Origin of the sequence: Enterobacter sp. DN, assembly GCF_046054285.1 — a bacterium.
Classification (GTDB): Bacteria; Pseudomonadota; Gammaproteobacteria; order Enterobacterales; family Enterobacteriaceae; genus Enterobacter; species Enterobacter hormaechei_C.
Genome location: NZ_JBJJTG010000005.1, coordinates 264,935 through 288,554, shown reverse-complemented (window position 1 = coordinate 288,554; position 23,620 = coordinate 264,935). Strand labels below are relative to the sequence as shown.

The following is a 23,620-nucleotide window of genomic DNA, read 5'->3' as shown; positions in this document are numbered from 1 at the left end:
TACGGCCCCGGCACACTCTCACTCCACGAACAGCGATTCGACGACGTTGATCCAGCCGTGCTCGCTGGCGACCTCTTTCCCGTTCAGCCAGCGGCGCAGCATGTTCAGCGCCATCATCGCGCACACCTCCTGACGCACGGCCAGGCTGTGGCGGGTAATGCTCATCCTGACCCGCAGGGCGTGCGTCCCTTCCGGCGTTGCCAGGGCAAAGTTGAGGTGCTCCTCATCCAGCCCGCCCACAAACAGCGCCAGCCCGGCGAAATGCTTCACTCTGCGCTCGGACGCCCAGCGCGCCGTCTGCGCCAGCGTCTCCTGCTGGAACGGCACCACTTCACTGGCCAGCAGCGGCGCACCCGCCCGGGTAAGCTGAAGCGCCAGAAGCCCACCGGTAAACTGCTCGCTTAACGTCACGCTCAACTGGCGGGACTGCAAATGCCCTGCGATCTGCGCCGGCAGCCCTTCCGTTCCTTCGAAAATCAGGCTTTCCCCGGCGACGCGCTGCACTTCCGGCCACAGCGCCAGCATGGCGGCTTTCTCTGACGCCGGTCCGGTCAGCTTCAGTTCAATAATCGGCATGGAGGAGCGATAGCCCATCGACACGCCAGGAGGCAGTTGCAGGTGATCGAGGCTCTGGGCCAGATCGCTTTCCGAGCGACCAAAGGTGGTCAGACGCAGGCACAGCGGCGGTTCAGGCAGCGTAAAGCGCGCGCGCAGGCGCGGCAGGATCTGCTGCTCGACCATCACTTTAAATTCCGACGGCACGCCCGGGGTGAAGAACATCAGGCAGCGGTTCAGCTGAACGGCAAACCCGCAGGCGGTGCCGACCGGGTTATCAATCAGTTCCGCGCTGGCGGGAATTTCAGCCTGCTTGCGGTTGCTGGGGGCCATCACGCGGCCACGCCCGGAGAAAAAGCGCTCCATCTGTGCCAGCCACGCCTCGTGCAGAACCAGGCCTTCGCCTTTGGCCGTGGCGGCGGCCAGCGCGCTGAGATCGTCGCTGGTGGGTCCCAGCCCGCCGTTCACAATCAGCACGTCGCAGCGTTCGCTGCGCTCGCGCAGAACGTTGACCAGCGACTCAAGATTGTCACCTACGGTGTTGCGGCGCGTTAACGGTAATCCTTGCTCAAAGAAGAGATCGGCGAGCCAGGCGGCATTGGTATCAATGATTTGCCCATGCAGCACTTCGTCGCCAGTGGATAACATTTCCACATTTATCATTGTGTTCTCCCATTTCAATGGTCAAAACACTATAGCGCAATCGAAGACCGGGGGAAGAGAGAAACTGGCGCGACTGAACGCCGCGCCGAGAGGATTAGAAACCGGCGCTCACGCCAATGTACGGGCCGTCTGCCAGGGCGTTGTCGCGGTTGCCGTCTTTACCGGCCAGGTTCAGATAACGATAGCCCGCTTCGATGGTGATCGGACGCATGATGGTCCAGCGCGCGCCGGCATTAGCTTCCTGATAGCTGTCGATACCGCTGGAGAGGGAATCCGGGGAGTAGTAGTACTCACCGAACAGGCCAAAGCTGTCGCCAATTTTCCACTGCAAGCCGCCACCCACTGCCGCCGCGTAGCCTTCGTCGCCGTCGTTCGGGTTGGTGTAAATGCCTTTACCGCCGACGGTCGCCAGGAAGGGACCCAACGGCACGTTGAAGCCGAGGCCCAGGCTTGCCGCATCCCCATCGTCGTCGTTGTGCGTCCAGCCGCCGGTCATTGCCAGGCCTGCGCTATCCGTGCCAAGACCAAAGCCCAGATGGGTATAATCTTGTCCCGCCGAGCCGTTGAAGGAAATTGCGTTTGCCGCTGCTGAAACAAACATCAGGCCGCTTAAGCCCATTAATGCCACTTTTTTCATTGTCGTGATCCCGCACAATTTATTCAGAGATGTCCAAAAACCGCGAGATTTTAACCTGACTGCCTGTGTGATCAATGGACTCCGCGTGCGGCGGGCAATTAGTTTGTAACGATTTGATAATATCGGCATTTATACCAGCATCAGAAAGCGCATTTTCACGCTCAGCCCACCCAGATTTTCACTGGGCATTAGCTGAAGATGGCTGCGGTGCAGGCGGGCAATATCGTTAGCCAGCGCCAGGCCAATGCCGGACCCGGCGGCATCGCCCACGTTATCCAGCCGATGAAACGGCAGCATGGCCTGGGAGATCTGGTCTTCAGCAATACCCGGTCCGCTGTCCTCCACGCTCAGCTCAACGGCATCGTGGTCTGTGCGCAGGTACACCGTCACGACGCCCTGCTCCGGGGTGTATTTGATCGCGTTCTCCAGCAGGTTGGCGCAAAGTTCGCCCAGCAGCACGTCATCCCCCTCAATCATTACCGGCTGCTGTACGCCGTCATAACCGAGATCGATACCCTTGCTGCGCGCCTGCGCCAGCCGGGAAAAGCAGCAGTTTTGCACCACCTGTACCAGATCGACAGACGCAAACTGTCGCTCCCCCTGCTCTTTTCGCTTCACCGCCGAAAGCTGCAACAGCCTTTCCGTCAGCACGATGGTGTTATCCAGCGTGACGTTCATCGCCCGTAAGCTCTCCTGCCACAGGGCCGGATCGTTACGCGTCAGGGCAACCGATACCTGGGTTTTCAGCACCGCCAGCGGCGTTTTGAGCTGGTGTGAGGCGTCAGCGTTAAAGCGCGCCTGCCGCGAAAGCACGCCACGTAACCTGTCGATATAGCGGTTAAATGCCACAATCAGCAGCCGCGTTTCCGACCAGGGCAGCAGCTCCGGCAGCGGGGCCAGCAGCCCGGGCTCACGGCGCACCATCAGGGACGAGAGCTGCCGCATCGGGCGCAGCACGCGACGCAGCAGCCACGCGGTCAGGACCAGCGTCAGCAGCACCAGCAGCCCCTGCGACACGAGCGAGGAAAACAGCAGCTGAGTGGCCAGATAGCGCCGCGACTGCAAGGTTTCGGCGACGTAGATTTCCGCCATGCCGAATACACTGTCCTCGTTAACCGGCTGGAGCAGCTTCGCCACGCGGATCGCCTGCCCGCGATACTCGGTATGATAAAACCACGCCAGCGCCGGATAGTGGGAGGTGCGCGACGTGGAGGGGGGCATATTCGGCAGATCGTCATAGCCGGAAATCACCCGCCCGTCAGGGTCCACGACCTTGTAATAGAGGCGATCGTTCATGTTCAGCTCGAAGCTGTCGAGCACGACCCACGGCACGTTCACCTGGAGTTTACCGTTGTGCACCACCAGCCGCTCTGACACCGTGCGCGCCGAGGATAACAGCGTGCGGTCATAGGCCTGCGTCGCCGCCTGTAGCGCGCTAACGTAGCTGTTAAAGGCTGACAGCCCCCATAACAGCAGCAGCGGCAAACCCAGAAAAAGCAAAAGTTGCAGGTAAAGCGACTGCGGCTTAACCCACTTCATCGCCGCACTCCAGCACGTAGCCCAGCCCCCGGAGGGTGGTGATCCGCACCCCGCTGCCGGTCAGCTTCTTGCGCAGGCGGTGAATATAGAGATCGATGCTCTCGGGGCTGACGTCGTCGTTCAGGCTGAACACCTGGTCGAAAAGCTGTTGCCGGGAGACGGGACGGGTCCGGCGGTGCATCAGCACCTTCAGCAAAGAGAGTTCGCGCGGCGTGAGGGAAAGGGATTCATCGCGCAGCAGAAAAAAGCCTTCATCATCGTACTCCAGCTCTCCCAGCCGCTGGCGCTCCTGGGTTCGTCCTTCGCTGCGGCGCAGCAGCGCGCGCAGGCGGGCATCAAGCTCCTCCAGCTCGAACGGTTTCGGCAGGTAGTCATCCGCCCCGGCATTTAGCCCCTTCACCCTGTCTGCCACGTTGCTGCGGGCGGTAAGAAACAGCACCGGCAGCGTCTGCCCGCGCTTTCTCAGGCGATGCACCACCTCCAGCCCGTCGAAGCCGGGCATGCCGATATCAAGGATCGCGACGGCATAGTTTTCTCCCTGCAAAAGATGATCGGCCGCCCGTCCATCGTTGACGCAATCCACGGCAAATCCGTTTTGTACCAGCGCTTTTTCCAGCCAGTGAGCCAGCTCACGATTATCTTCCGCCAGTAAGAGACGCATATCACATCCTGTAAAGTTGGTGTCGCAGTGAAAGGGAAATGAAAGGTTATTGTTTTAACAATCACGCAACGGAACCGCTACAAGGTGGTTCACATAATCAGAAAAAATACACCCGTACCCGTACTCCCGGTTCTCCGGCGTGAGGATAAACGATGAAAAAACAATTACTTTCTACCCTTGCTGCAAGCGTATTGCTGTTGAGTGCCTCTGTCGTCCAGGCGCAGGACGCGCCATCCCGTACCGAATGTATCGCCCCGGCCAAACCCGGCGGCGGCTTCGACCTGACCTGCAAGCTGATTCAGGTCAGCCTGCTGGAGACGAAGGCCATTGAAAAACCGATGCGCGTCACCTACATGCCCGGCGGCGTGGGCGCGGTAGCCTATAACGCCATCGTCGCGCAGCGCCCTGCCGAAGCGGGCACCGTGGTGGCCTTCTCCGGCGGTTCGCTGCTAAACCTGTCGCAGGGGAAATTTGGTCGTTATGACGTGAATGACGTGCGCTGGCTCGCCACCGTAGGCACCGATTACGGCATGATCGCCGTGCGCGCGGACTCTCCGTGGAAATCCCTGAAAGATCTGCTGACCGCCATGGAAAAAGATCCGAACAGCGTGGTAATTGGCGCGGGCGCCTCTATCGGCAGCCAGGACTGGATGAAAGCCGCGCTGCTGGCGCAGCAGGCCAAAGTGGATCCGCACAAGATGCGTTACGTGGCCTTTGAAGGCGGCGGCGAGCCGGTGACGGCGCTGATGGGCAATCACGTCCAGGCGGTATCGGGCGATCTCAGCGAAATGGTGCCCTACCTGAGCGGGGATAAGATCCGCGTGCTGGCGGTCTTCTCGGAAAACCGTCTGCCGGGCCAGCTGGCAGACGTTCCAACCGCCAAAGAGCAGGGTTATAACCTGGTCTGGCCGATCATCCGCGGCTTCTTCGTCGGGCCAAAAGTGACCGACGCCGAGTACCAGTGGTGGGTGGATACCTTTGCAAAACTTCAGCAAACCGAGGAGTTCAAAAAACAACGCGATCTGCGCGGGCTGTTTGAGTTCAACCTGAACGGCAAACAGCTGGACGAGTATGTCAAAAAACAGGTGAATGACTACCGCGATCAGGCGAAAGCCTTTGGTCTGGCGAAATAACCGGAGGCGCTATGAGCGATCGCATTTTTGCCGGGATTTGGCTGCTGCTCTGCATTGGCGGCATGTTCGTCGCCTGGCAGATCCACAGTGAATACAGCTATGAACCCGTGGGGCCACGCCCCTTCCCCGTCGGCATTGTCGGCCTGATGCTGCTCTGCTCGGTGGCGCTGCTGCTGCGCCATCCGGATACCGTGGAGTGGCCGCCACGCCGTACGCTGCAACGTTTGCTGGTGATGGTAATTGTCCTGCTGATGTACGCGTGGGGCTTTGAATGGCTCGGCTTCCCGATTGCCACCGCCCTGCTGACGATGGTGATTGGCATACTGTTTAACGCCTCGCTGCCTGCGGCGGGGATCTCCGGGGTCGTACTGGGCATTTTACTCTGGTACGCCTTCGACCGCCTGCTGGACGTGACCCTGCCGCTCGGCGCATGGTTTAACTAACGGAGCACGCTATGGATACCTGGATCTATCTCTCTCAGGGGTTCGCGGTAGCGATGACCCCGGAAAACCTGGTGATCGCCCTGATCGGCTGTTTCGTCGGGACCATCGTCGGCCTGCTGCCGGGCCTTGGGCCTATCAACGGGGTGGCGATTTTACTGCCGCTGGCCTTTGCGCTGCACCTGCCTGCGGAATCGGCGCTGATCCTGCTGGCGACGGTCTATATCGGCTGCGAATACGGGGGGCGTATTTCCTCGATTCTGCTTAACGTGCCCGGTGATGCCGCCGCCATTATGACCGCGCTGGATGGCTACCCGATGGCGCAGCAGGGGCGCGGCGGCGTGGCGCTCTCTATTTCTGCCGTCAGCTCGTTCTTTGGCTCCCTGATCGCCATTGGCGGCATCATCCTCTTCGCCCCGGCGCTGGCCCAGTGGTCGCTGGCGTTTGGTCCGGCCGAGTATTTTGCCCTGATGGTGTTCGCCATCGCCTGTCTCGGCAGCATGATGGCGCAGAATCCGCTGAAGTCGTTTTTGTCTGCGTTGATTGGCCTCAGTCTGGCCACCGTCGGCGTGGATGCCAACACCGGGGTTTATCGTTTTACCTTCGACAGCGTTCATCTCTCCGACGGCGTGCAGTTTATCGTCGTGGTGATTGGTCTGTTCTCTGTCTCAGAAATCTTACTGATGCTGGAGCATACCAGCAGCGGGCAGACGCTGGTGCGTAAAACCGGACGTATGCTCTTTAATGCCAAAGAGGGGGCGCAGTGTATTGGCGCCACCCTGCGTTCGTCGGTGATCGGTTTCTTCGTCGGCATTCTGCCCGGCGCGGGGGCTACTATCGCCAGCGCTATCACCTACATGACCGAGAAAAAGCTGAGCGGTAACAGCGACAGCTTCGGCAAAGGCGATATCCGCGGCGTGGCGGCGCCGGAGGCGGCGAATAACGCCTCGGCCTGCGGCTCGTTTATCCCGATGCTGACCCTCGGCGTGCCGGGCTCCGGCACCACGGCGGTAATGATGGGCGCGCTGACGCTCTATAACATCACCCCGGGTCCGGCGATGTTTACCGAGCAGCCCGATATCGTCTGGGGTTTAATTGCCGCCCTGCTGATCGCCAACGTGATGTTGCTGGTAATGAACATCCCGCTGATCGGCCTGTTCACCCGCATGCTGACCATTCCCCTGTGGTTCCTGGTCCCGGCCATCGCCGCCGTCTCTGCTGTTGGGGTGTACGCGGTGCACAGCACCACCTTCGACCTGGTGTTGATGGTGCTGCTCGGCGTGCTGGGCTACATTCTGCGCAAGATGCACTTCCCGATGTCGCCGCTGATTTTAGGGTTTGTGCTGGGGGAAATGCTGGAGCAGAACCTGCGCCGCGCCCTCTCCATCAGCAATGGCAACATGGGGATCCTGTGGGAGAGCAGCGTGACGAAGATCCTGCTGGCAATGGCGATTATGGTGATTGTCGTGCCGCCGGTGCTGCGCTGGATCCGCCGACGCCAGCACAAACCGCAGCCGGATATCGGTTGATTAGCCCCTCAACAGGGCATTGACCCACTGCTTTAACGCCTGGCGGGAGATTTTAATCCCGCCATTTTTCAGTTCTGACGGCAGCGCCAGCCAGTGTACCGGCTGCTCAAAGCGCGCCAGCCTGCCCTGAACCCACTCCGGCAGCAGCGTGATATCCGTGCCCGGCTCGCATTCCACTACCGCCACCGGACGTTGCCCGTACTCGGCATCATCCAGCGGAACGACAAACGCCTGGCTTACCTGCGGATGCGTGGCGATAACGCGCTCCAGCGCTTCGGGCTGGATCCCTTCTCCACCGCTGAAAAAGAGATTGTCCATTCGGCCCAGAATGGTCAGGCGTCCGTCATGCCACTCGCCGCGATCGCGGGTGGCAAACCAGCCCTGCTCATTGACCAGCGGCAATAATGCGCCGTCTCGCCAGTAGCCCGCCGCCATGCTTTCCGCCCGGATCCAGACTTCACCATTCACCACCTGAACGTCTCTGCCCGGCAGCGCGCTGCCCACGTCCGGCGCGCCGTCGGCCTCTTTGGCGCAGACGGTGGAGGCGAACTCGGTCAGACCGTAGCCGCAGAACGTACGGATCCCCTGCTCGCGCGCCTGTTCGGTCAGCGCAACGGGGATTTCCGCCCCGCCGAGCAGCACGGCTTTCAGCGCGACGGGATGGTGTGAATTAAGCAGCCGCCACAGCTGCGTTGGCACCAGCGAGGCGTGGGTACAGCCCTGTAGCGCCTGCTCCAGCGGCTGTTTTTCACGCACGGTGAGACGGCCTCCGCCCTGCAACCAGCGCCACAAAATCCCCTGACCGGAGACGTGAAACAGCGGCAGAGAGAGCAGCCAGTCGTCGCTATCGCCGTAAGGCATCAGCGCCAGCACCCCTTTTGCGCTGGCAAGGTGGGCGGCACAGGTGTGCACCGCCGCTTTCGGCAAGCCGGTGGAGCCAGAGGTGAGCGTCATTGAGGCCAGCCGTTCTGCCCGCCACGTGACGCCGCCCTGCCCCTCGCCCTCTCTTAATACCAGCCCGGGCAGACCGTCATACTCACCGTTAAGCACCAGCGCAAAGCGCAGCGTCATCTGCGGCAGGAGGACGTCCAGCAGCGGACGGGGAAGCTGAGGGTTCACCGGCAAAATGCGGGCGCCGCACTGAAGCAGCGCCAGCCAGGCCAGCAGGGTCTGCGGGTGGTTGTGGGCGAGCAGCATGACGCCGTCACCGTCCGTAACGCCCTGAGACTGAAAACCGGCTGCGAGACGATCGATACGCTCGCCCAGCTGAGACCAGCTGAGCGTTACATCGTCTAAACGCAGCGCGGGTTTATCGGCACGCCGTGTGCGCCAGTGCCGCCACGGCCAGTCGGTAAAACTCATCGCAGTGGCTCCAGTGCCCCGACGTCGAGGCACGGCAAGGTGCTGCCAGGCCACTGGCGAATCAGCTGGGCCTGCATCAGGTTTAGCGTATCGAGACCGGGAACGGTGTCCGGCGTTAACCATGCAGCGATGCGCGCCAGCTGCGTCAGCCCGAGGCTGGATTCGATGGATGAACTGATCACCGCCGTCAGCCCTGCGGCATGGGCCGCCGCAACCTGCTCGCGCACCTTGTCGAGGCTGCCGGTCAGCGTTGGCTTAATCACCACGGCCCTGACGCCCGGCTCGGCGGCAAACGCGAAATCGGCTTCGCGCAGGCTCTCATCCCAGGCGATGGCAATGCCGGTTTCCCGGGCGAAGGCGCGAGAGTCGTCGCGCGTTTTGCACGGCTCTTCGAGAAACGCGATGCGGCTGCGATACGCCGGGTTGACGTACTTCGCAAACTGTTGCGCCCTGAGCGGCGTCCAGGCGCGGTTGGCGTCCAGGCGCAGGTGTAGATCGGGAATGGCTTCCAGTAACAGGTTAACCACCATTCCGTCGCGCACTGCTTCGTACAGGCCAACCTTTATTTTCGCCACCTTCTCGCCAGGCATCGCGGAAAGGAGCGCGAAAAGTTCATCCGGATCGCCGGTACAGAGCGGCGCGGCGCAATAGTTCGCCGCGTCCGGTAAACTCCCGTCCAGCTCTGCCAGCGCACAGCTGATGCCGAACGCGGCGGAAGGAACGTCCGGCAGCGCCGGATCTGCCCCCTCACACCATTCGTACGTCCAGGCCATCAGCACAGCCTGCGCCTCGTCCGGCGTTTCCAGGCTAAAGCCCGGAAGCGGGGCGATTTCGCCCCACCCTTCCCGCTCGCCCTGCCGGAGATGCACGAAAAAGCCGTCACGGGTTTTTAACCGCCGTTCACGCAGCACCACGCCCGCGTCCATCGGTATCTGCCAGCGGTAAACCTGCGCGCAACGCATTACGGGTTCCGTTTGTATTTGCTGAAGTCCGGCTGGCGTTTTTCGTTGAACGCGTTGCGCCCTTCCTGACCCTCTTCGGTCATGTAGAACAGCATGGTGGCGTTACCCGCCAGCTCCTGAAGGCCCGCCTGACCGTCACAGTCGGCGTTGAGGGCCGCTTTCAGGCAGCGCAGCGCCATTGGGCTGTTTTGCAGCATTTCGCGACACCAGCGTACGGTCTCTTTTTCCAGATCGGCGATCGGCACCACGGTGTTAACCAGCCCCATATCCAGCGCTTCCTGGGCGTTGTACTGACGGCACAGGAACCAGATTTCGCGGGCTTTTTTCTGACCGACAATGCGCGCCATATAGGACGCGCCCCAGCCGCCGTCGAAAGAGCCGACTTTCGGGCCGGTCTGACCAAAAATGGCATTTTCCGCCGCGATCGTCAGGTCACACATCATGTGCAGCACGTGACCGCCGCCGATGGAATACCCTGCCACCATCGCGACCACCGGTTTTGGACAGGTGCGGATCTGGCGCTGGAAATCCAGCACGTTCAGGTGGTGCGTGCCCGCATCATCCTGGTATCCGCCGTAGTCACCGCGGACTTTCTGATCGCCGCCGGAGCAGAAGGCTTTCTCCCCTTCCCCGGTGAGGATGATGACGCCGATAGTGTCATCGTAGCGGGCATCCGCCAGCGCCTGGATCATCTCTTTTACGGTCAGCGGACGAAACGCGTTGCGCACCTGTGGACGGTTGATGGTGATTTTGGCGATACCATCGGCGGATTTGTGGTAACGAATGTCGGTGTAGCCTTCGGAGCAGTCCTGCCATTCAACCGGCGCGTAAAGCATGTGTTCATCAGGATAGATCATAGCGTGTCCTTTGTTCGATAACGCAGTATCTGAGCCAGACTCGCGGCAACCGCTTCCGGGTTGTCCCGGTGGGCGTTGTGTCCGGCGTGAGGGATAGCATGACGCGTGACGTTAAGTTCAGCGGCGATAGCTGCAAACTTCCCGTCACGTTCGCCATAGAGATAGTCAAAAGAAAAATCACGCGCGATGAGCGCGGGACGTAAATCAGGCTGAACGGCAAGCGAGGTGGCCTCCAGCATCTCTGCCAGCCTCGGGCCGTTGTTCCGGCTGCGCAGCGCGATCAGCGCCCTGCGCTGATCATCCGTAAGTGAGGCAAAGACCGGCTGTTGATACCAGTCGGCAAAGACGGCCTCCAGCGGCTCACTGCGAAACCGTGACGCCCATCGGCGGTCAGAGATCAGCCGGGCCTGGCGCGCATCGGCGTCTTGCAGGCCCGGGTGTCCACCTTCCACCATCAGCCCGTCTAACCCCGCAGGATGCTGACAGGCATGGAACATCGCAATGCGGCCGCCGAGGGAGTACCCCACGAGCCAGTATCTTAGTATGTTGTAACTAATAAGGGTATGCGAGAGCAATTCACTTACCTCTGCAAACCCCGTCACGCCCGTATCCGCTGAACCACCGTGCCCGGGCAGGTCAAGGTAGAGCCGGGGGTAGTCATGCAGCGACGCCCCGACAGCCTGCCACTCGCGACAGTCGCCGGAAAAACCGTGCAGGAAAACCAGCCAGGGGTAGCCTGGTTTTCCTGGCTGGGAGAGGCCTGCGAGGATCACAGGTGACTCACCTGCGCAAGCAGATGTTGCAGCTTCTGCGCGCCGTCAGCATCGTTTACCACCAGCTCAATCAGCGTCGCGCCAGGCTGCCGCCAGGCGGTGTTCAGCGCCGTCTCCAGCGCGTCCCAGTTTTCCGGGCGATGGTACTTCAGGCTGAACATGGCGGCGGCATGTTCGAACTGCACGTTTTGCGGCATCAGATAGAAGCGCTCACGCTCGCTTTGCGGCGTCGGCAGCAACGAGAAAATCTGCCCGCCGTTATTGTTCACAACAATCAGCACGAACGGGGCCGACGCCTGACGCAGGAGCGCCAGCGCGTTGAGATCGTAGAGGGCTGAGAGATCCCCCACAATCGCCAGCGTGGATTTCGCGCTGGCCCGCTGTACGCCAGCGGAGGTGGAGATCAGGCCGTCAATGCCGCTCGCGCCCCGGTTGCTGTACACCGGATATCCCGCCGGCAGCTGCGAAAAGGCGTCAATCAGGCGCACCACCAGGCTGTTACCGACAAAAAGTTGTCCCTGTTCGGGAAGATATTTGCGGATACGGTGCGCCAGCCCGGCTTCACTGAACGCCTCGCACTGCGCTTTTGTGAGTTCCCACGCCTGACGTGACAGCGCCGGGATCTCCGCCGCCCAGGGTTTGCGTTTTTCCGCCGGATGCAATTCCAGCCAGCTGTCAATGTTGCTCACCAGGCGGCGGCCGCGATGGTGCGCCGGGTCAAGGCGTCCTTCGAGCGGATCCACCAGCCAGTACTCTTCTGGGGTACAGGTGGCCTGCCACTGGAGCAGACGCTTCCCCGTCAGGCTCGATCCCAGCTGGACGACAATCTGCGCCTGCGCCAGCTCGGTAACCGCTTTCGCGTTACCCAGCCAGAGGTCGGCGCAGGGCAGCGGCTGGCCCGTCTGGGAAAGCACGTCACCAATCAGCGGCCAGCCAAGCGTTTGTGCCCACTCCGCCGCCAGCTTGCCTTCCGCCGCACTCATCCGCCCGGCAATCACCACGCCGCGCTTCTGGCGCCAGAAGAACCAGTCGCGCTGTTTTGCGCTTTCCAGATGCGTCTGCTCGCGCAGCCAGGGTTTTTCGCTCTCCCACCAGTCTCCCAGCTGCTGTTGCCAGACGAGGCCAGTATCGTTCATTTCACCGTACAGCGGCTCGGCAAACGGGCAGTTAATGTGCAGCCCGCCGCTGCGCAGTGCGTTCATGGCGTGGTCGAGGGTTGAGACCAGCCAGCTGGCGGGAATATCCTGGGTGGGGCGCGGCAACGAGACCGTCTGTGAAGGATGCGAGGCAAAAATGCCAGGCTGACGAATCGCCTGATTAGCACCGCAGTCAATAAGTTCCGGGGGACGGTCGGCAGTGAGTAAAATCAGCTTTTCGCCGGTTAATCCCGCTTCTATCAGCGCCGGATACAGGTTCGCCACCGCCGTGCCGGAGGTGACTATCACCGCCACGGGCGCTTTGCTGACTTTCGCCAGCCCGAGCGCCAGATGGCCCAGACCCCGCTCATCAAAATGGGTGTGGTGAATAAAAGCCCGGTTTTCCGCGGCAGCAAGGGTGAGCGGCGTGGAGCGAGAGCCCGGGGCAATACACACATGCCTGACACCATGACGGGTCAGGGCTTCAAGGATCACCGCCGCCCAGCGTCGGTTAAAAGAACTTACTGACATGAGATTGTCCAGTATCAAGAATGCGACACAGTATAAATAATAGAAAAAGTCAGAATTTTGATATGAATCGGGATTGCACGAATCAGTATTAATCCCTTAGGAGAAGGGAACGTAGCCCGGCGGCCTTGTTTTCGATCTCCTGCCACTCCTGCTCCGGATCGGAGCCGCTGACGATGCCCGCCCCCGCATAAAGACGCAGCGCAGCGTCGTGAACGCGGGCGGAACGTAATGCCACGCAGAATTCGCTTTGATCGCGCGATAAATAACCCGCCGAACCGGCGTACCACTCCCGGTCAAACGGCTCTACTTTCGCAATAAATTCTCGCGCCGCCTGTCGCGGCAGCCCGGCCACCGCCGCCGTTGGTTGCAAAATATGCAGACACTGTTCGTCGTCAGGCTGTTTAAGTTCGGTCCAGATACAGCGACGTAAATGCTGCACCTTGCGCAGACGCAGCACCTGCGCAGGCAGGATCTCCAGCGTCCGGGTATGGTGCTGAAGACGCTGGCAGATATCTTCCACCACCAGCATATTTTCCCGCTGATTTTTGTCGTCATTCATCAGCCAGTCGCCCAGACACTGGGCCTGCTTATCGTCAGAATGGCTGGCGACGGTGCCTGCCAGCGCTTCAGTGCGCAGCAGCGTGCCGCGTCGCCGCCACAGGCGTTCAGGCGTCGAGCCGAGGAACGCGTTGCTGGCGTCAAAGACCATACAAAAATGATAGCAGTTGAGGTTTAGCGCGCGGCTGGCAGCCATCAGCGCGATGGCGTTCACGGGCTGCTGGCAATGCACGTCTGTAGCACGTGCGAGGACCACTTTCTCAAAATCGCCGCGAGCAAGGGTATCCGTCGCCTGACGAATCAACGCCAGCCATTCCGGTTTTTCCGGATGATGGGTTTCCTGCACAATCTGCACGGACAACGGGCGGATCGGCGCGGCGTCGCGCAGGTTATCGACAAAATTCAGCGCCTCACGGGCATCTTCCCGCAGCGACGTTTCGCTCCACAGTTGCAGACGCAGCGTGGCGACCCCGCCAGACCGTCGCCAGAGAAGGCGCGGTAAAAACAGCTTGCCCTGCGCCGGGTTGAAGGCGTTCAGGCCGCAGATACGGGTGTCATTGGCTACGTCGTGGGTGTGCAAAAACCGCGAGGCCGAGGCCAGAGAATCAAAATGGGCGAGGCTTCCGAGCGCGGCAAGTTCTTCATCGCCGCTGCGCTGTTGCCAGTAAAACTGAGGATAGCATCGCTGCACACCGAGCCAGGCCAGCGGATCGAAGGCGTCGTTTAACGGGAAAGAGACATCGAAATGGCGTAAACCGGGTGTAGCTGGCAACGCTTGCGCAAGCTGAGTACGCAGGCTTTGCAGCGCGAGGAAAATCGAGTGCACGCGAACCTCTCCCTGTTAAAGCCTTATATTATACGGGGTACTGACGATAAATAGCAGTACCCACGTGTAGGGAGTGGTTTACCGACTTAACGACGGGCTAACAGCAGACCCAGCACCAGCCCTACGGCCGCACCGACCCCAATGCCCTGCCACGGTTTTTCATGCACATAATCGTCGGCACGATAAACCGCCTGCTTGGCGCGGTAGTAGTAATTGTCGGATGCGTTACTGACGCGGTTTTTCACGTCATGCAGCGCCTGCTCGGCGCGGGCTTTGAGCTCAATGTACTTCTGATCGGCAGGATCGCCTGAAGAGCGCAGCACTTCTTCCAGCGTTTCGCTTAGCAGCGTCAGGTCGTCGTCGACTCGGGTATCCCAGGATTGAAATGACATATTTTTCTCCATGTTAGTACACCAGTCCGGTAACTATAGACAACGTATTGCTATTGCGCCTGTTTCGCTTCGCGTGCCATGCCGATGTGTGGGATGCCGTCTTCGTCGTAAATGTCCGTGACCGGGGTAAAACCAAAATGGCCATAGAATGATTGCAAATGCGCCTGCGCGCCCAGGTATAACGCCTTGTCCGGCCACTGTTTCTGGCATGCGTCCAGCGTTTTTTCCATCAGCTGATAGCCCAGCTTTTCACCGCGCGCGCGGCCGCTGATAATGACGCGGCCAATGACGACAGGGTCAAAATCCTCTTCGCTTTTCAGAATCCTCGCATACGCCACCAGCTCGTTATCGCGCCAGCCGAGGATGTGCCGGTTCTCGCCGACCAGGTCATCGCCGTCGATATCCTGATACGGGCAGGTTTGTTCAACCACAAAGACTTCGCAGCGCAGCTTGAGCAGGGCGTAGAGTGAATGCACGGTCAGTTCGCTGTGGTGTAGATCTTGCCACTGGATCATGTGTTTCTCCTTCCTGGGGTTCATCACGTTATACTAAACCCCTTCCCATTCGGCAAAGGGCTGATTGCGTTATGGAACTGATTTTTCTGGGTACGTCCGCCGGGGTGCCAACCCGCTCACGAAACGTGACGGCGATTCTGCTGGATCTTAAGCATCCTACCCGGGGTGGGCTGTGGCTGTTTGACTGTGGTGAGGGTACGCAGCATCAGCTGCTGCATACCTCATACCACCCGGGGAAAGTGGATAAAATATTTATCACCCATCTGCACGGCGACCATCTGTTTGGCCTGCCGGGCCTGCTGTGCAGCCGTTCGATGGCCGGTAACGCTAACCCGCTGACCATTTATGGCCCCGCGGGTATTCAGGAATTCGTTGAAACCACGCTGCGCCTGAGCGGCTCGTGGACCGATTATCCGCTGGAGGTGTTAGAGATCGGCGAGGGTCTGGTGTTCGATGACGGAGATTACCTGGTGCGCGCTTACCCGCTTAACCATCCGGTGGAATGCTACGGCTATCGCGTTGAGGAGCATGACAAGCCCGGGGCGCTGAACGCCGCCGCGTTGCAGGCCGATGGGGTGAAACCAGGCCCGCTGTTCCAGCGTCTGAAGCACGGCGAGACCGTCACGCTGGAAGACGGGCGCGTCATCAACGGTCAGGATTACCTCGCCCCACCGCAGCCGGGCAAAAAACTGGCTATTTTTGGGGATACCGCCCCCTGCCCTTCGGCGCTCAGGCTTGCCAGAGGTGTAGATGTGATGGTGCATGAGGCGACGCTGGAAGCGGCCATGGAAGAAAAAGCCAACAGCCGGGGGCACAGCTCTACGCGTCAGGCGGCGCAGCTGGCACGTGAGGCTGGCGTCCGGAAACTGATTGTTACTCACGTCAGCTCACGCTATGACGTCCGCGGCGCTGAAAGCCTGCTGGCAGAGTGCCGGGAAGTATTTCCGGCATGCGAGCTGGCGGAAGATTTTGCTCAGGTCAGCGTTTAGTCCTTCATTTTTCCCTCAGCGTGCCGATAACGATTAAAAGGCCAGCATTTCTCTTGAGGGTAGAATGGATAATTTCCAGAAAGATATTGATGACAGGGCGAACCTGACCCTGTCCAACCGTTTTGAACTGTTGCTGTTCCGTCTTGGCACCTCTCTGAACGAAAATAAATCCGAGCTGTTCGGCATCAACGTATTCAAATTGCGCGAAATTGTGCCGATGCCGACCTTCACCAAACCGGCGGGAATGAAGTCTCCGCTGATGGGGATGGTGAACATTCGTGACCAGGTGATCCCGGTGATCGATCTGGCCGCCGTCGCCGGCTGCAAACCAGCCACCGGGCTGAACATCCTGCTGATCACCGAATATGCCCGCAGCGTGCAGGCGTTTGCCGTAGAATCGGTGGAAAACATCATGCGTCTGGACTGGAAGCAGGTGCACGCCGCGGAAACCGCCGTCAGCGGTCGCTACATCACCTGCATTGCCTGTCTGGACGAGCAGACCGATACCAACGATCTGGCGATGGTGCTGGACGTGGAGCAGATCCTGTACGACATCACCCCGGCGAACCACGATCTGCACGCCACCCATCTGGAAACCACCAAATTCAACACCAAGCCAGGCTCTGTCGCGATTGTTGCAGAAGATTCAAAAGTAGCGCGCTCAATGCTGGAGAAGGGATTGCAGGCGATGGAGATCCCGGCCCAGCTGCATATCACCGGCAAAGACGCGTGGGAGAAAATCACTCAGCTGGCCGCGCAGGCTCAGGCCGAGGGCGTTCCCGTTACCGATAAGATTGCCCTGGTATTAACCGACCTCGAAATGCCGGAGATGGACGGCTTTACGCTGACGCGCAAAATCAAATCCGACCCGGTACTGAAAGATATTCCGGTGGTGATCCACTCGTCTCTTTCCGGCAACGCGAACGAAGATCATATTCGCAAAGTGAAGGCGGACGGCTATGTGGCGAAGTTTGAGCTGAACGAGCTGTCGTCGGTGATTGAAGAGGTGCTGGATCGGTCTATGAAGAAGATTGACGGGCCGTTGATTAGCCGCAAGCAGCTGGCTTAGTCGGGTGGCGCTACGCTTACCCGACCTACAAAACCCGTAGGCCCTGCAAGCGTAGCGCCGCTGGGCATGTTTTACTCTGTGCGGGCTGGTGCCCTCACCCCGGCCCTCTCCCACGGGGAGAGGGAGAAAACAATAAAAAACCCGCCGAGGCGGGTTTTTTGTTTTTACATCAGCGGCATCGCGCGCTGCACGATATCAATCAGCGGCTGCGGATAGATACCGAAGATCAGCACCAGCAGCGCGGAGATGAGCACCACAATGCCCCCCGCGCTGTACTGCCAGTTAGACGGCGCATCGCGGTTGAGCTGCTGAGGCGCGCTCAGGTACAGGCTCACCGCTACGCGCAGGTAGTAGTAGAGACCAATCGCGGAGCCGATAACGACACCCGCCGTCAGCCACCACAGACCCGCCTGCACACCGACGGCCAGCACGTAGAACTTACCGATAAAGCCCAGCGTCATCGGGATACCCGCCAGAGAGAGCATCATCACGGTCATTACCGCAGACAGAATCGGACGGTGCCAGAACAGACCACGGTAGGAGAACAGTGAATCGGCATCCGGGCCACGGTACGGGCTGGACATCAGGCTCACCACGCCGAACGCGCCGAGGCTGCTGAACAGGTAACCGGCCAGATAGACGCCCACGGTTTCCATCGACATCTCACCGCTTTGCAGCGCAATCAGCGCCACCAGCAGGTAACCCAGATGGGAGATAGAGGAGTAGCCCAGCAGACGCTTGATGTTGGTCTGGCTCAGCGCCATCAGGTTACCGAAGATGATGGAGACGAACGCGATGATGCCCAGCACCACGCGAACCGCTTCGCTGTCACCCACCGGGGCGTACAGGAACAGACGCATGACCACACCGAAGATAGCGATTTTGCTCGCCGTCGCCAGGAAGGTCGAGACCGGTGCAGGGGCACCCTGGTATACGTCTGGCGTCCACAGGTGGAACGGAACCAGTGAAAGTTTAAAGCCAAGGCCAACAATCATCATGCCCAGACCCGCCAGCAGCAGCGGCTCATGCATCATGCCGTCGCCAAGGCTCTTACCGAGCGCCATGAAGGAGAGGTTCCCCGTCTGTGCGTACAGCAGCGCGATACCGAACAGCAGGAACGACGACGCGGCAGCAGACAGGATCGTGTACTTGATACTCGCTTCCAGAGAGCGCTTCTGGCGGAAAGCGTAACCAATCAGGCCGAACAGCGGGAGTGAGATCAGCTCAATACCGAGGAACAGCGCGGCCAGGTGGTTCGCGTTCGCCAGCAGAATGCCGCCCAGTGCGGCAATCAGTACCAGCAGGTAAAACTCTTCTTTGTTGTCGTTGTACCCTTCAAGCCACGGGTACGCAAAGGTACAGGTTGCCAGGCTCGCCAGCAGCACCAGACCGGTGTAGAGCATGGCGTAACCGTCAACGCGCATCAGCGGCGTGACGTCCATCGCTCCCGCCTGGCCAACAAACCAGAGGGAAACTAACGCAGCGTTCAGACCCAGAACGGACAGGGTCGCATTCAGGAAGTGATTGCGTCGCCACGCAATGGAGAGCATCACAACCACCACCGTCAATCCGACGATCAGCAGCGGTAGCAGCGCGATCAGTTGTTGTGGAGTTATTGTCATGGCGAATTACGGCCTTGTAGTAGAAGCAGAATTAACAAACCACTGCTGGATATTACCCATCGCGGAGTGCGAGGTATCCAGAATCGGCTGCGGATAGAAGCCCAGCAGCACCAGCAGTACGACCAGCAGCAGGATGATGAACAGCTCACGCAGCGACATCCCCGGCAGTTCTTGTGCAGCAATTTCACTCTTCGCTTTACCGAAGTAAGCGCGGTGCAGCATCGCCAGTGAGTAGACGGAAGCGAACACCAGACCAAAGGTGGAGATGACGGTGATCGTCGGTACCACGTTGAAGCTGCCGAACAGGATCATAAACTCGCCGACGAAGTTACCGGTGCCCGGCATACCCAGCGTCGCAACCGCAAAGAACATGGAGAGCGCTGGCAGCCATTTCATTTTGCCCCACAGGCCGCCCATCATGCGCATGTCGCGGGTGTGCAGACGTTCGTACAGCTGACCACACAGGATGAACAGACCGGCTGCGGAGAGACCGTGCGCAATCATCTGGATCACCGCGCCCTGGTACGCCAGCTGGCTGCCGGTGTAGATGGCAATCAGCACGAAACCCATGTGGGAAACGGAGGTGTAGGCAATCAGACGTTTGATGTCGTACTGCGTAAAGGCCATCCAGGCACCGTAGAAGATACCGATCACGCCAAGCCACATGGCAATCGGCGCGAACTCTGCGGAGGCGTTCGGGAACAGCGGCAGGGAGAAACGCAGCAGACCGTAGGCCGCCGTTTTCAGCAAGATACCCGCAAGGTCAACGGAACCCGCCGTTGGCGCCTGAGAGTGCGCGTCCGGCAGCCAGCCGTGCAGCGGTACGACCGGCATTTTCACCGCGAAGGCGATGAAGAAGCCGAGCATCAGCAGGTATTCCACGCCGTGGGACATCGGGGTCTTCAGCAGATCTTCATAGTTGAAGGTCCAGACGCCGGTAGCATTGTAATGCACGAATACCAGCGCCAGGATAGCAATCAACATCACCAGACCACTCGCCTGGGTGTAGATGAAGAACTTGGTGGCCGCCGTGATACGCGTTTTACCATCGGATGCCTTGTGGCCCCACAGCGCGATCAGGAAGTACATCGGCACCAGCATCATCTCCCAGAAGAAGAAGAACAGGAACATGTCGATGGCAAGGAACACGCCGATAACGCCGCCCAGGATCCACATCAGGTTCAGGTGGAAGAAGCCCTGGTATTTTTCGATTTCTCGCCAGGAGCAGAGTACCGCCAGAACGCCGAGCAGACCGGTCAGCACCACCATCAGCAGCGACAGGCCGTCAATCGCGAGGTGGATCGTAATACCGAAACGAGGGATCCACGGCAGGATAAACTCAGACTGCCACTGCGGAAGGCCCGCGGACTGGGTCAGAGAGTAGCCACCCTGCAACCAGAGTTGCAGACCAAGCGCGAGCGTCAATCCCATGGTGATCAGCGCGATCCAGCGCGGCATCTTCACGCCAAAGCGTTCAGTCTGCCAGCACAGGAAGCCGCCGATGAAGGGAATTAATATTAGCCAGGGTAGTAACATGGCGATTTACATTCCTTTTTAAGGCCCCCAGCAGGGGCCTGATTTTCAACGAATTCGAATAAAATTCACTTAACGATCAACGCAACACCATCAGCAGCGCCAGTACGACAACCGCACCGATGCTCATGGACGCCACATACCAGCGCAGATAACCGTTCTCGCTGAACAGCAGGCCTTTACCTGCAAAGCGAGAGAGGATCGCCGGGATATTCATCAGGCTGTTCAGTGGATCGCGCTTCAGCAGCCACGCAATGCCCAGGAACGGCTTCACGAAGATCATGTCGTACAGCCAGTCGAAGCCCCACGCGTTGTACCACCAGGTGCCCAGCAGACGGCCCGGCGCGCTGTTGGCAACGGCAGTCACCAGCGTGCGTTTGCCCAGCCACAGCCATGCGGCAATCAGGATGCCCGCGATAGCCACTACGCCGGAGGTGATTTCAAGCGTCAGAACGCGACCGTGCTCAAGCTCGGTTGTCGCCGGCAGTACGCCCTGCAACGGTGGCACAATCATCGCGCCAACGAAGGTGGACAGGACCAGCAGCACAATCAGCGGCAGGTGGTGGGTAATCCCCTTCCCTGCGTGAGCATGAATTTGTTCTTTACCGTGGAAGACGATGAAAATCATACGGAAGGTGTACAGGGAGGTCATAAACGCACCGACCAGACCCGCAACCATCAGATTGATATGACCATTCGCCATGGCGCCCGCCAGGATTTCGTCCTTACTGAAGAAGCCTGCGGTAATCAGCGGCAGTGCCGCCAGCGCCGCGCCGCCTACCAGGAAGCAGACATAAACCAGCGGGATGGACTTACGCAGTCCGCCCATTTTGAAGATGTTCTGCTCGTGGTGGCAGGCCAGAATCACCGAACCGGATGAGAGGAACAGCAGCGCTTTAAAGAACGCGTGCGTCATCAGGTGGAAAATGGCCGCGTCCCACGCCTGAACGCCCAGCGCCAGGAACATGTAACCAATCTGGCTCATGGTGGAGTACGCGAGCACGCGCTTGATGTCGGTCTGCACCAGCGCGGCAAAGCCTGCCAGCACCAGCGTAACCGCACCGACAATACCCACCAGATGCAGAATTTCCGGGGTCATCAGGAACAGGCCATGGGTACGCGCAATCAGGTAGACACCGGCGGTGACCATGGTCGCGGCGTGGATCAACGCGGAGACAGGGGTTGGACCCGCCATCGCGTCGGCCAGCCATGTCTGCAACGGCAGCTGCGCGGATTTACCCACAGCGCCACCCAGCAGCATCAGCGTTGCCCACCACAGCATGTTGTTGCCTGCTTCGAAGTGCGCCGGCGCCAGTTCCACCATTTCGCGGAAGTTCAGCGTGCCCAGTTCGTTGTAGAGAATGAACAGCGCGAAAGCGAGGAACACGTCACCCACACGGGTCACGACGAACGCTTTCATGGCCGCTGCGCCATTCTTCGGATCGGTGTAGTAGAAACCGATCAGCAGGTAAGAACACAGACCCACGCCTTCCCAGCCCAGATACATCAGCAGCAGGTTATCGGCCAGCACCAGAACCACCATGCTGGCGATAAACAGGTTGGTGTAGGCGAAGAAGCGGGAGTATCCCTCTTCACCGCGCATGTACCAGGAGGCGAACATGTGGATCAGGAAGCCGACGCCGGTGACCACGGAGAGCATGGTCAGAGACAGACCATCCAGCACCAGGTTGAAACCGATGTTGAAGTTACCGACCGACATCCAGTTCCACAGCGGTACGCTGTAGGCCTGACGTCCATTGTTAAAGAAGTCGATACCCGCATACGCTGTGACCAGCGCAGCCAGGCCGATAGAGCCAATGCCCACGGTAGCAGACAGATTCTCAGACCAGCGGCCGCGAGAAAACGCCAGCAGCACGAAGCCAATCAGCGGAAAAATAATGGTTAAGGCAAGCATGTTCATCCACGCAACTCACTTACTGAATCGATGTTCAGGTTCTGGCGGCGACGATGGAGCTGTAGCAACAGCGCCAGGCCAATACTCGCTTCAGCAGCCGCGAGGCTGATGGCGAGAATGTACATCACCTGACCATCGGTCTGGCCCCAGTAGCTGCCGGCGACCACAAAGGCCAGCGCGGAAGCGTTGATCATGATTTCCAGACCGATCAGCATAAACAGCAGATTGCGGCGGATAACCAGACCGGTTAAGCCCAGAACGAATAAAATTGCAGCGAGGATCAGTCCATGTGTTAAGGGGATCATGCGCGTTCCTCCGTTTTTCTTTTCGCGCGGTCGTCAGTGCGGTTGCTCAGCACCTCGCCGACACGCTCTTCGCGGCCAACGTGGAAGGCCACAACCAGACCCGCCAGCAGCAGCATTGAGGCCAGCTCAACCGCCAGAACGTACGGACCAAACAGGGTGATACCCACGGCTTTCGCGCTGATTGGCGTCCCGTCGATACCCTGGTCGTTGACGCCCAGAATGGCGTAAACAATCACCGCCAGCATTATGGCCGACAGAATCGCCGGGCCAATCCACACCTGCGGTTTTAACCACTGACGTTCCTGCTCAATTTCAGAGCCGCCCAGGTTCAGCATCATCACCACGAACACAAACAGCACCATGATGGCCCCGGCGTAGACGATGATTTCCAGCGCACCAGCGAAGTGCGCGCCCAGCGCAAAGAACACCCCGGAAATAGCCAGCAGCGAAATGATTAAATACAGCAGCGCATGCACCGGATTGGTGTGCGTGATCACTCGCAGCGTAGCCAGGATGGCGATAAGGCCACAGATATAAAAAGCGAATTCCATTGCCCTCTCCTTACGGTAACAGGCTCTTGACGTCGATAGGCTTAGCTTCGTTCTCTGCTTCGCCTTTATCTTTGCCGTCGATTGCCATACCCGCCATCCGGTAGAAGTTATATTCCGGGTATTTGCCCGGACCGGAAATCAGCAGATCCTCTTTCTCGTACACCAGATCCTGACGCTTGTACTCACCCAGCTCGAAGTCTGGAGTCAGCTGAATCGCCGTGGTTGGGCACGCTTCTTCACACAGACCGCAGAAAATGCAGCGTGAGAAGTTGATGCGGAAGAACTCAGGGTACCAGCGGCCGTCTACCGTCTCTGCTTTTTGCAGAGAGATACAGCCCACCGGACACGCTACCGCACACAGGTTACAGGCAACGCAACGCTCGGAACCGTCCGGGTCGCGCGTCAGCACGATACGTCCACGGTAGCGCGGCGGCAGATATACCGGCTCTTCCGGGTACATCCGGGTTTCGCGTTTGGCAAACGCATGCAGGCCGATCATCCAGATACTGCGTACCTGGGTGCCGAAACCTACCAATAATTCTTTTAAGGTCATGATCTCAAAGCCCC

General features: G+C 59.5%; 23 protein-coding genes. 5 read left to right on the top strand and 18 right to left on the bottom strand.

The window, feature by feature from the left end; genetic code table 11:
- Positions 1 to 18: 18 nt before the first annotated feature.
- The 4 genes from ACJTMZ_RS14525 to tctD all read right to left on the bottom strand — a co-directional run bounded on the left by ACJTMZ_RS14525 (position 19) and on the right by tctD (position 4,055).
- Positions 19 to 1,218 (bottom strand): nicotinamide mononucleotide deamidase-related protein YfaY, encoded by a 1,200-nt coding sequence (locus ACJTMZ_RS14525; RefSeq protein ID WP_017383418.1) that lies wholly within the window; start codon positions 1,216 to 1,218, stop codon positions 19 to 21.
- Between the two features lie 94 nt (positions 1,219 to 1,312).
- On the bottom strand, positions 1,313 to 1,855 hold the full coding sequence (locus ACJTMZ_RS14520; RefSeq protein WP_017383419.1) for a YfaZ family outer membrane protein: 543 nt from the start codon (positions 1,853 to 1,855) through the stop codon (positions 1,313 to 1,315).
- 129 nt (positions 1,856 to 1,984) lie between these two features.
- Entirely contained in the window at positions 1,985 to 3,394 is a 1,410-nt protein-coding gene (locus tag ACJTMZ_RS14515) for a sensor histidine kinase N-terminal domain-containing protein (RefSeq protein WP_252010701.1), read from the bottom strand.
- Complete coding sequence (tctD, locus tag ACJTMZ_RS14510; RefSeq protein ID WP_193042312.1) at positions 3,381 to 4,055, bottom strand: transcriptional regulator TctD; 675 nt, start codon at positions 4,053 to 4,055, stop codon at positions 3,381 to 3,383. The genes ACJTMZ_RS14515 and tctD overlap by 14 nt, the downstream gene beginning before the upstream one ends.
- A gap of 152 nt (positions 4,056 to 4,207) precedes the next feature.
- Here tctD and ACJTMZ_RS14505 point away from each other — a divergent pair, with 152 nt between their 5' ends.
- From ACJTMZ_RS14505 to ACJTMZ_RS14495, 3 genes are read left to right on the top strand one after another with little or no spacing between them, the layout of a single operon-like run.
- Positions 4,208 to 5,188, top strand: a complete 981-nt coding sequence (locus ACJTMZ_RS14505; protein ID WP_252010702.1) for a tripartite tricarboxylate transporter substrate-binding protein — start codon at positions 4,208 to 4,210, stop codon at positions 5,186 to 5,188.
- A gap of 11 nt (positions 5,189 to 5,199) precedes the next feature.
- Positions 5,200 to 5,631, top strand: a complete 432-nt coding sequence (locus ACJTMZ_RS14500) for a tripartite tricarboxylate transporter TctB family protein (RefSeq protein WP_003859443.1) — start codon at positions 5,200 to 5,202, stop codon at positions 5,629 to 5,631.
- 11 nt (positions 5,632 to 5,642) lie between these two features.
- Entirely contained in the window at positions 5,643 to 7,157 is a 1,515-nt protein-coding gene (locus ACJTMZ_RS14495) for a tripartite tricarboxylate transporter permease (RefSeq protein ID WP_045141709.1), read from the top strand.
- Here the strand turns inward: ACJTMZ_RS14495 and menE are convergent, their stop codons facing one another.
- From menE to ACJTMZ_RS14455, 8 genes are all read right to left on the bottom strand, one after another.
- Positions 7,158 to 8,519, bottom strand: coding sequence for an o-succinylbenzoate--CoA ligase (menE, locus tag ACJTMZ_RS14490; protein WP_252010703.1), 1,362 nt, complete (start codon positions 8,517 to 8,519; stop codon positions 7,158 to 7,160).
- Complete coding sequence (gene menC / locus ACJTMZ_RS14485; RefSeq protein ID WP_252010704.1) at positions 8,516 to 9,481, bottom strand: o-succinylbenzoate synthase; 966 nt, start codon at positions 9,479 to 9,481, stop codon at positions 8,516 to 8,518. Before menC ends, menE begins: the two co-directional genes overlap by 4 nt.
- Entirely contained in the window at positions 9,481 to 10,338 is an 858-nt protein-coding gene (gene menB / locus ACJTMZ_RS14480; protein WP_003859452.1) for a 1,4-dihydroxy-2-naphthoyl-CoA synthase, read from the bottom strand. Before menB ends, menC begins: the two co-directional genes overlap by 1 nt.
- The gene (gene menH, locus ACJTMZ_RS14475) at positions 10,335 to 11,111 is read right to left on the bottom strand and encodes a 2-succinyl-6-hydroxy-2,4-cyclohexadiene-1-carboxylate synthase (RefSeq protein ID WP_252010705.1); all 777 of its coding nucleotides are present in this window, start codon (positions 11,109 to 11,111) and stop codon (positions 10,335 to 10,337) included. Before menH ends, menB begins: the two co-directional genes overlap by 4 nt.
- Positions 11,108 to 12,778: a 2-succinyl-5-enolpyruvyl-6-hydroxy-3-cyclohexene-1-carboxylic-acid synthase gene (gene menD / locus ACJTMZ_RS14470; RefSeq protein WP_252010706.1), complete on the bottom strand. Its 1,671-nt coding sequence runs from the start codon at positions 12,776 to 12,778 to the stop codon at positions 11,108 to 11,110. The genes menH and menD overlap by 4 nt, the downstream gene beginning before the upstream one ends.
- An 88-nt stretch (positions 12,779 to 12,866) precedes the next feature.
- The gene (gene menF / locus ACJTMZ_RS14465; RefSeq protein WP_252010707.1) at positions 12,867 to 14,162 is read right to left on the bottom strand and encodes an isochorismate synthase MenF; all 1,296 of its coding nucleotides are present in this window, start codon (positions 14,160 to 14,162) and stop codon (positions 12,867 to 12,869) included.
- A gap of 86 nt (positions 14,163 to 14,248) precedes the next feature.
- A complete protein-coding gene (gene elaB / locus ACJTMZ_RS14460) occupies positions 14,249 to 14,554 on the bottom strand; it encodes a stress response protein ElaB (RefSeq protein WP_017693006.1) in 306 nt (101 codons plus the stop codon).
- Between the two features lie 50 nt (positions 14,555 to 14,604).
- A complete protein-coding gene (locus tag ACJTMZ_RS14455; RefSeq protein WP_017383427.1) occupies positions 14,605 to 15,069 on the bottom strand; it encodes a GNAT family N-acetyltransferase in 465 nt (154 codons plus the stop codon).
- Positions 15,070 to 15,140: 71 nt separating this feature from the next.
- On the opposite strand from ACJTMZ_RS14455, the gene rbn reads away from it, so the two are divergent.
- Both rbn and ACJTMZ_RS14445 read left to right on the top strand, forming a co-directional pair.
- Entirely contained in the window at positions 15,141 to 16,058 is a 918-nt protein-coding gene (gene rbn, locus ACJTMZ_RS14450; RefSeq protein ID WP_015572275.1) for a ribonuclease BN, read from the top strand.
- A gap of 64 nt (positions 16,059 to 16,122) precedes the next feature.
- Entirely contained in the window at positions 16,123 to 17,127 is a 1,005-nt protein-coding gene (locus ACJTMZ_RS14445) for a chemotaxis protein CheW (protein ID WP_252010708.1), read from the top strand.
- 164 nt (positions 17,128 to 17,291) lie between these two features.
- Here the strand turns inward: ACJTMZ_RS14445 and nuoN are convergent, their stop codons facing one another.
- From nuoN to nuoI, 6 genes are all read right to left on the bottom strand, one after another.
- Positions 17,292 to 18,749 carry an NADH-quinone oxidoreductase subunit NuoN gene (gene nuoN, locus ACJTMZ_RS14440; protein ID WP_062939038.1) on the bottom strand — a complete coding sequence of 486 codons (1,458 nt, stop codon included), beginning with the start codon at positions 18,747 to 18,749 and terminating at the stop codon, positions 17,292 to 17,294.
- A gap of 6 nt (positions 18,750 to 18,755) precedes the next feature.
- Positions 18,756 to 20,285, bottom strand: a complete 1,530-nt coding sequence (nuoM, locus tag ACJTMZ_RS14435) for an NADH-quinone oxidoreductase subunit M (protein ID WP_003861498.1) — start codon at positions 20,283 to 20,285, stop codon at positions 18,756 to 18,758.
- A gap of 76 nt (positions 20,286 to 20,361) precedes the next feature.
- A complete protein-coding gene (gene nuoL, locus ACJTMZ_RS14430) occupies positions 20,362 to 22,203 on the bottom strand; it encodes an NADH-quinone oxidoreductase subunit L (protein WP_003861497.1) in 1,842 nt (613 codons plus the stop codon).
- Positions 22,200 to 22,502, bottom strand: a complete 303-nt coding sequence (gene nuoK, locus ACJTMZ_RS14425) for an NADH-quinone oxidoreductase subunit NuoK (protein ID WP_003861496.1) — start codon at positions 22,500 to 22,502, stop codon at positions 22,200 to 22,202. The genes nuoL and nuoK overlap by 4 nt, the downstream gene beginning before the upstream one ends.
- The gene (gene nuoJ, locus ACJTMZ_RS14420) at positions 22,499 to 23,053 is read right to left on the bottom strand and encodes an NADH-quinone oxidoreductase subunit J (RefSeq protein WP_003861493.1); all 555 of its coding nucleotides are present in this window, start codon (positions 23,051 to 23,053) and stop codon (positions 22,499 to 22,501) included. The genes nuoK and nuoJ overlap by 4 nt, the downstream gene beginning before the upstream one ends.
- A gap of 10 nt (positions 23,054 to 23,063) precedes the next feature.
- Positions 23,064 to 23,606 (bottom strand): NADH-quinone oxidoreductase subunit NuoI, encoded by a 543-nt coding sequence (gene nuoI, locus ACJTMZ_RS14415; protein WP_003861491.1) that lies wholly within the window; start codon positions 23,604 to 23,606, stop codon positions 23,064 to 23,066.
- Positions 23,607 to 23,620 lie beyond the last annotated feature (14 nt).

Coding starts and splice junctions, on each gene's coding strand:
- ACJTMZ_RS14525 (WP_017383418.1), bottom strand. CDS start 1,218: ATGATAAATGTGGAAATGTTATCCACTGGCGACGAAGTGCTGCATGGG.
- ACJTMZ_RS14520 (WP_017383419.1), bottom strand. CDS start 1,855: ATGAAAAAAGTGGCATTAATGGGCTTAAGCGGCCTGATGTTTGTTTCA.
- ACJTMZ_RS14515 (WP_252010701.1), bottom strand. CDS start 3,394: ATGAAGTGGGTTAAGCCGCAGTCGCTTTACCTGCAACTTTTGCTTTTT.
- tctD (WP_193042312.1), bottom strand. CDS start 4,055: ATGCGTCTCTTACTGGCGGAAGATAATCGTGAGCTGGCTCACTGGCTG.
- ACJTMZ_RS14505 (WP_252010702.1), top strand. CDS start 4,208: ATGAAAAAACAATTACTTTCTACCCTTGCTGCAAGCGTATTGCTGTTG.
- ACJTMZ_RS14500 (WP_003859443.1), top strand. CDS start 5,200: ATGAGCGATCGCATTTTTGCCGGGATTTGGCTGCTGCTCTGCATTGGC.
- ACJTMZ_RS14495 (WP_045141709.1), top strand. CDS start 5,643: ATGGATACCTGGATCTATCTCTCTCAGGGGTTCGCGGTAGCGATGACC.
- menE (WP_252010703.1), bottom strand. CDS start 8,519: ATGAGTTTTACCGACTGGCCGTGGCGGCACTGGCGCACACGGCGTGCC.
- menC (WP_252010704.1), bottom strand. CDS start 9,481: ATGCGTTGCGCGCAGGTTTACCGCTGGCAGATACCGATGGACGCGGGC.
- menB (WP_003859452.1), bottom strand. CDS start 10,338: ATGATCTATCCTGATGAACACATGCTTTACGCGCCGGTTGAATGGCAG.
- menD (WP_252010706.1), bottom strand. CDS start 12,778: ATGTCAGTAAGTTCTTTTAACCGACGCTGGGCGGCGGTGATCCTTGAA.
- elaB (WP_017693006.1), bottom strand. CDS start 14,554: ATGTCATTTCAATCCTGGGATACCCGAGTCGACGACGACCTGACGCTG.
- ACJTMZ_RS14455 (WP_017383427.1), bottom strand. CDS start 15,069: ATGATCCAGTGGCAAGATCTACACCACAGCGAACTGACCGTGCATTCA.
- rbn (WP_015572275.1), top strand. CDS start 15,141: ATGGAACTGATTTTTCTGGGTACGTCCGCCGGGGTGCCAACCCGCTCA.
- ACJTMZ_RS14445 (WP_252010708.1), top strand. CDS start 16,123: ATGGATAATTTCCAGAAAGATATTGATGACAGGGCGAACCTGACCCTG.
- nuoN (WP_062939038.1), bottom strand. CDS start 18,749: ATGACAATAACTCCACAACAACTGATCGCGCTGCTACCGCTGCTGATC.
- nuoM (WP_003861498.1), bottom strand. CDS start 20,285: ATGTTACTACCCTGGCTAATATTAATTCCCTTCATCGGCGGCTTCCTG.
- nuoL (WP_003861497.1), bottom strand. CDS start 22,203: ATGAACATGCTTGCCTTAACCATTATTTTTCCGCTGATTGGCTTCGTG.
- nuoK (WP_003861496.1), bottom strand. CDS start 22,502: ATGATCCCCTTAACACATGGACTGATCCTCGCTGCAATTTTATTCGTT.
- nuoJ (WP_003861493.1), bottom strand. CDS start 23,053: ATGGAATTCGCTTTTTATATCTGTGGCCTTATCGCCATCCTGGCTACG.
- nuoI (WP_003861491.1), bottom strand. CDS start 23,606: ATGACCTTAAAAGAATTATTGGTAGGTTTCGGCACCCAGGTACGCAGT.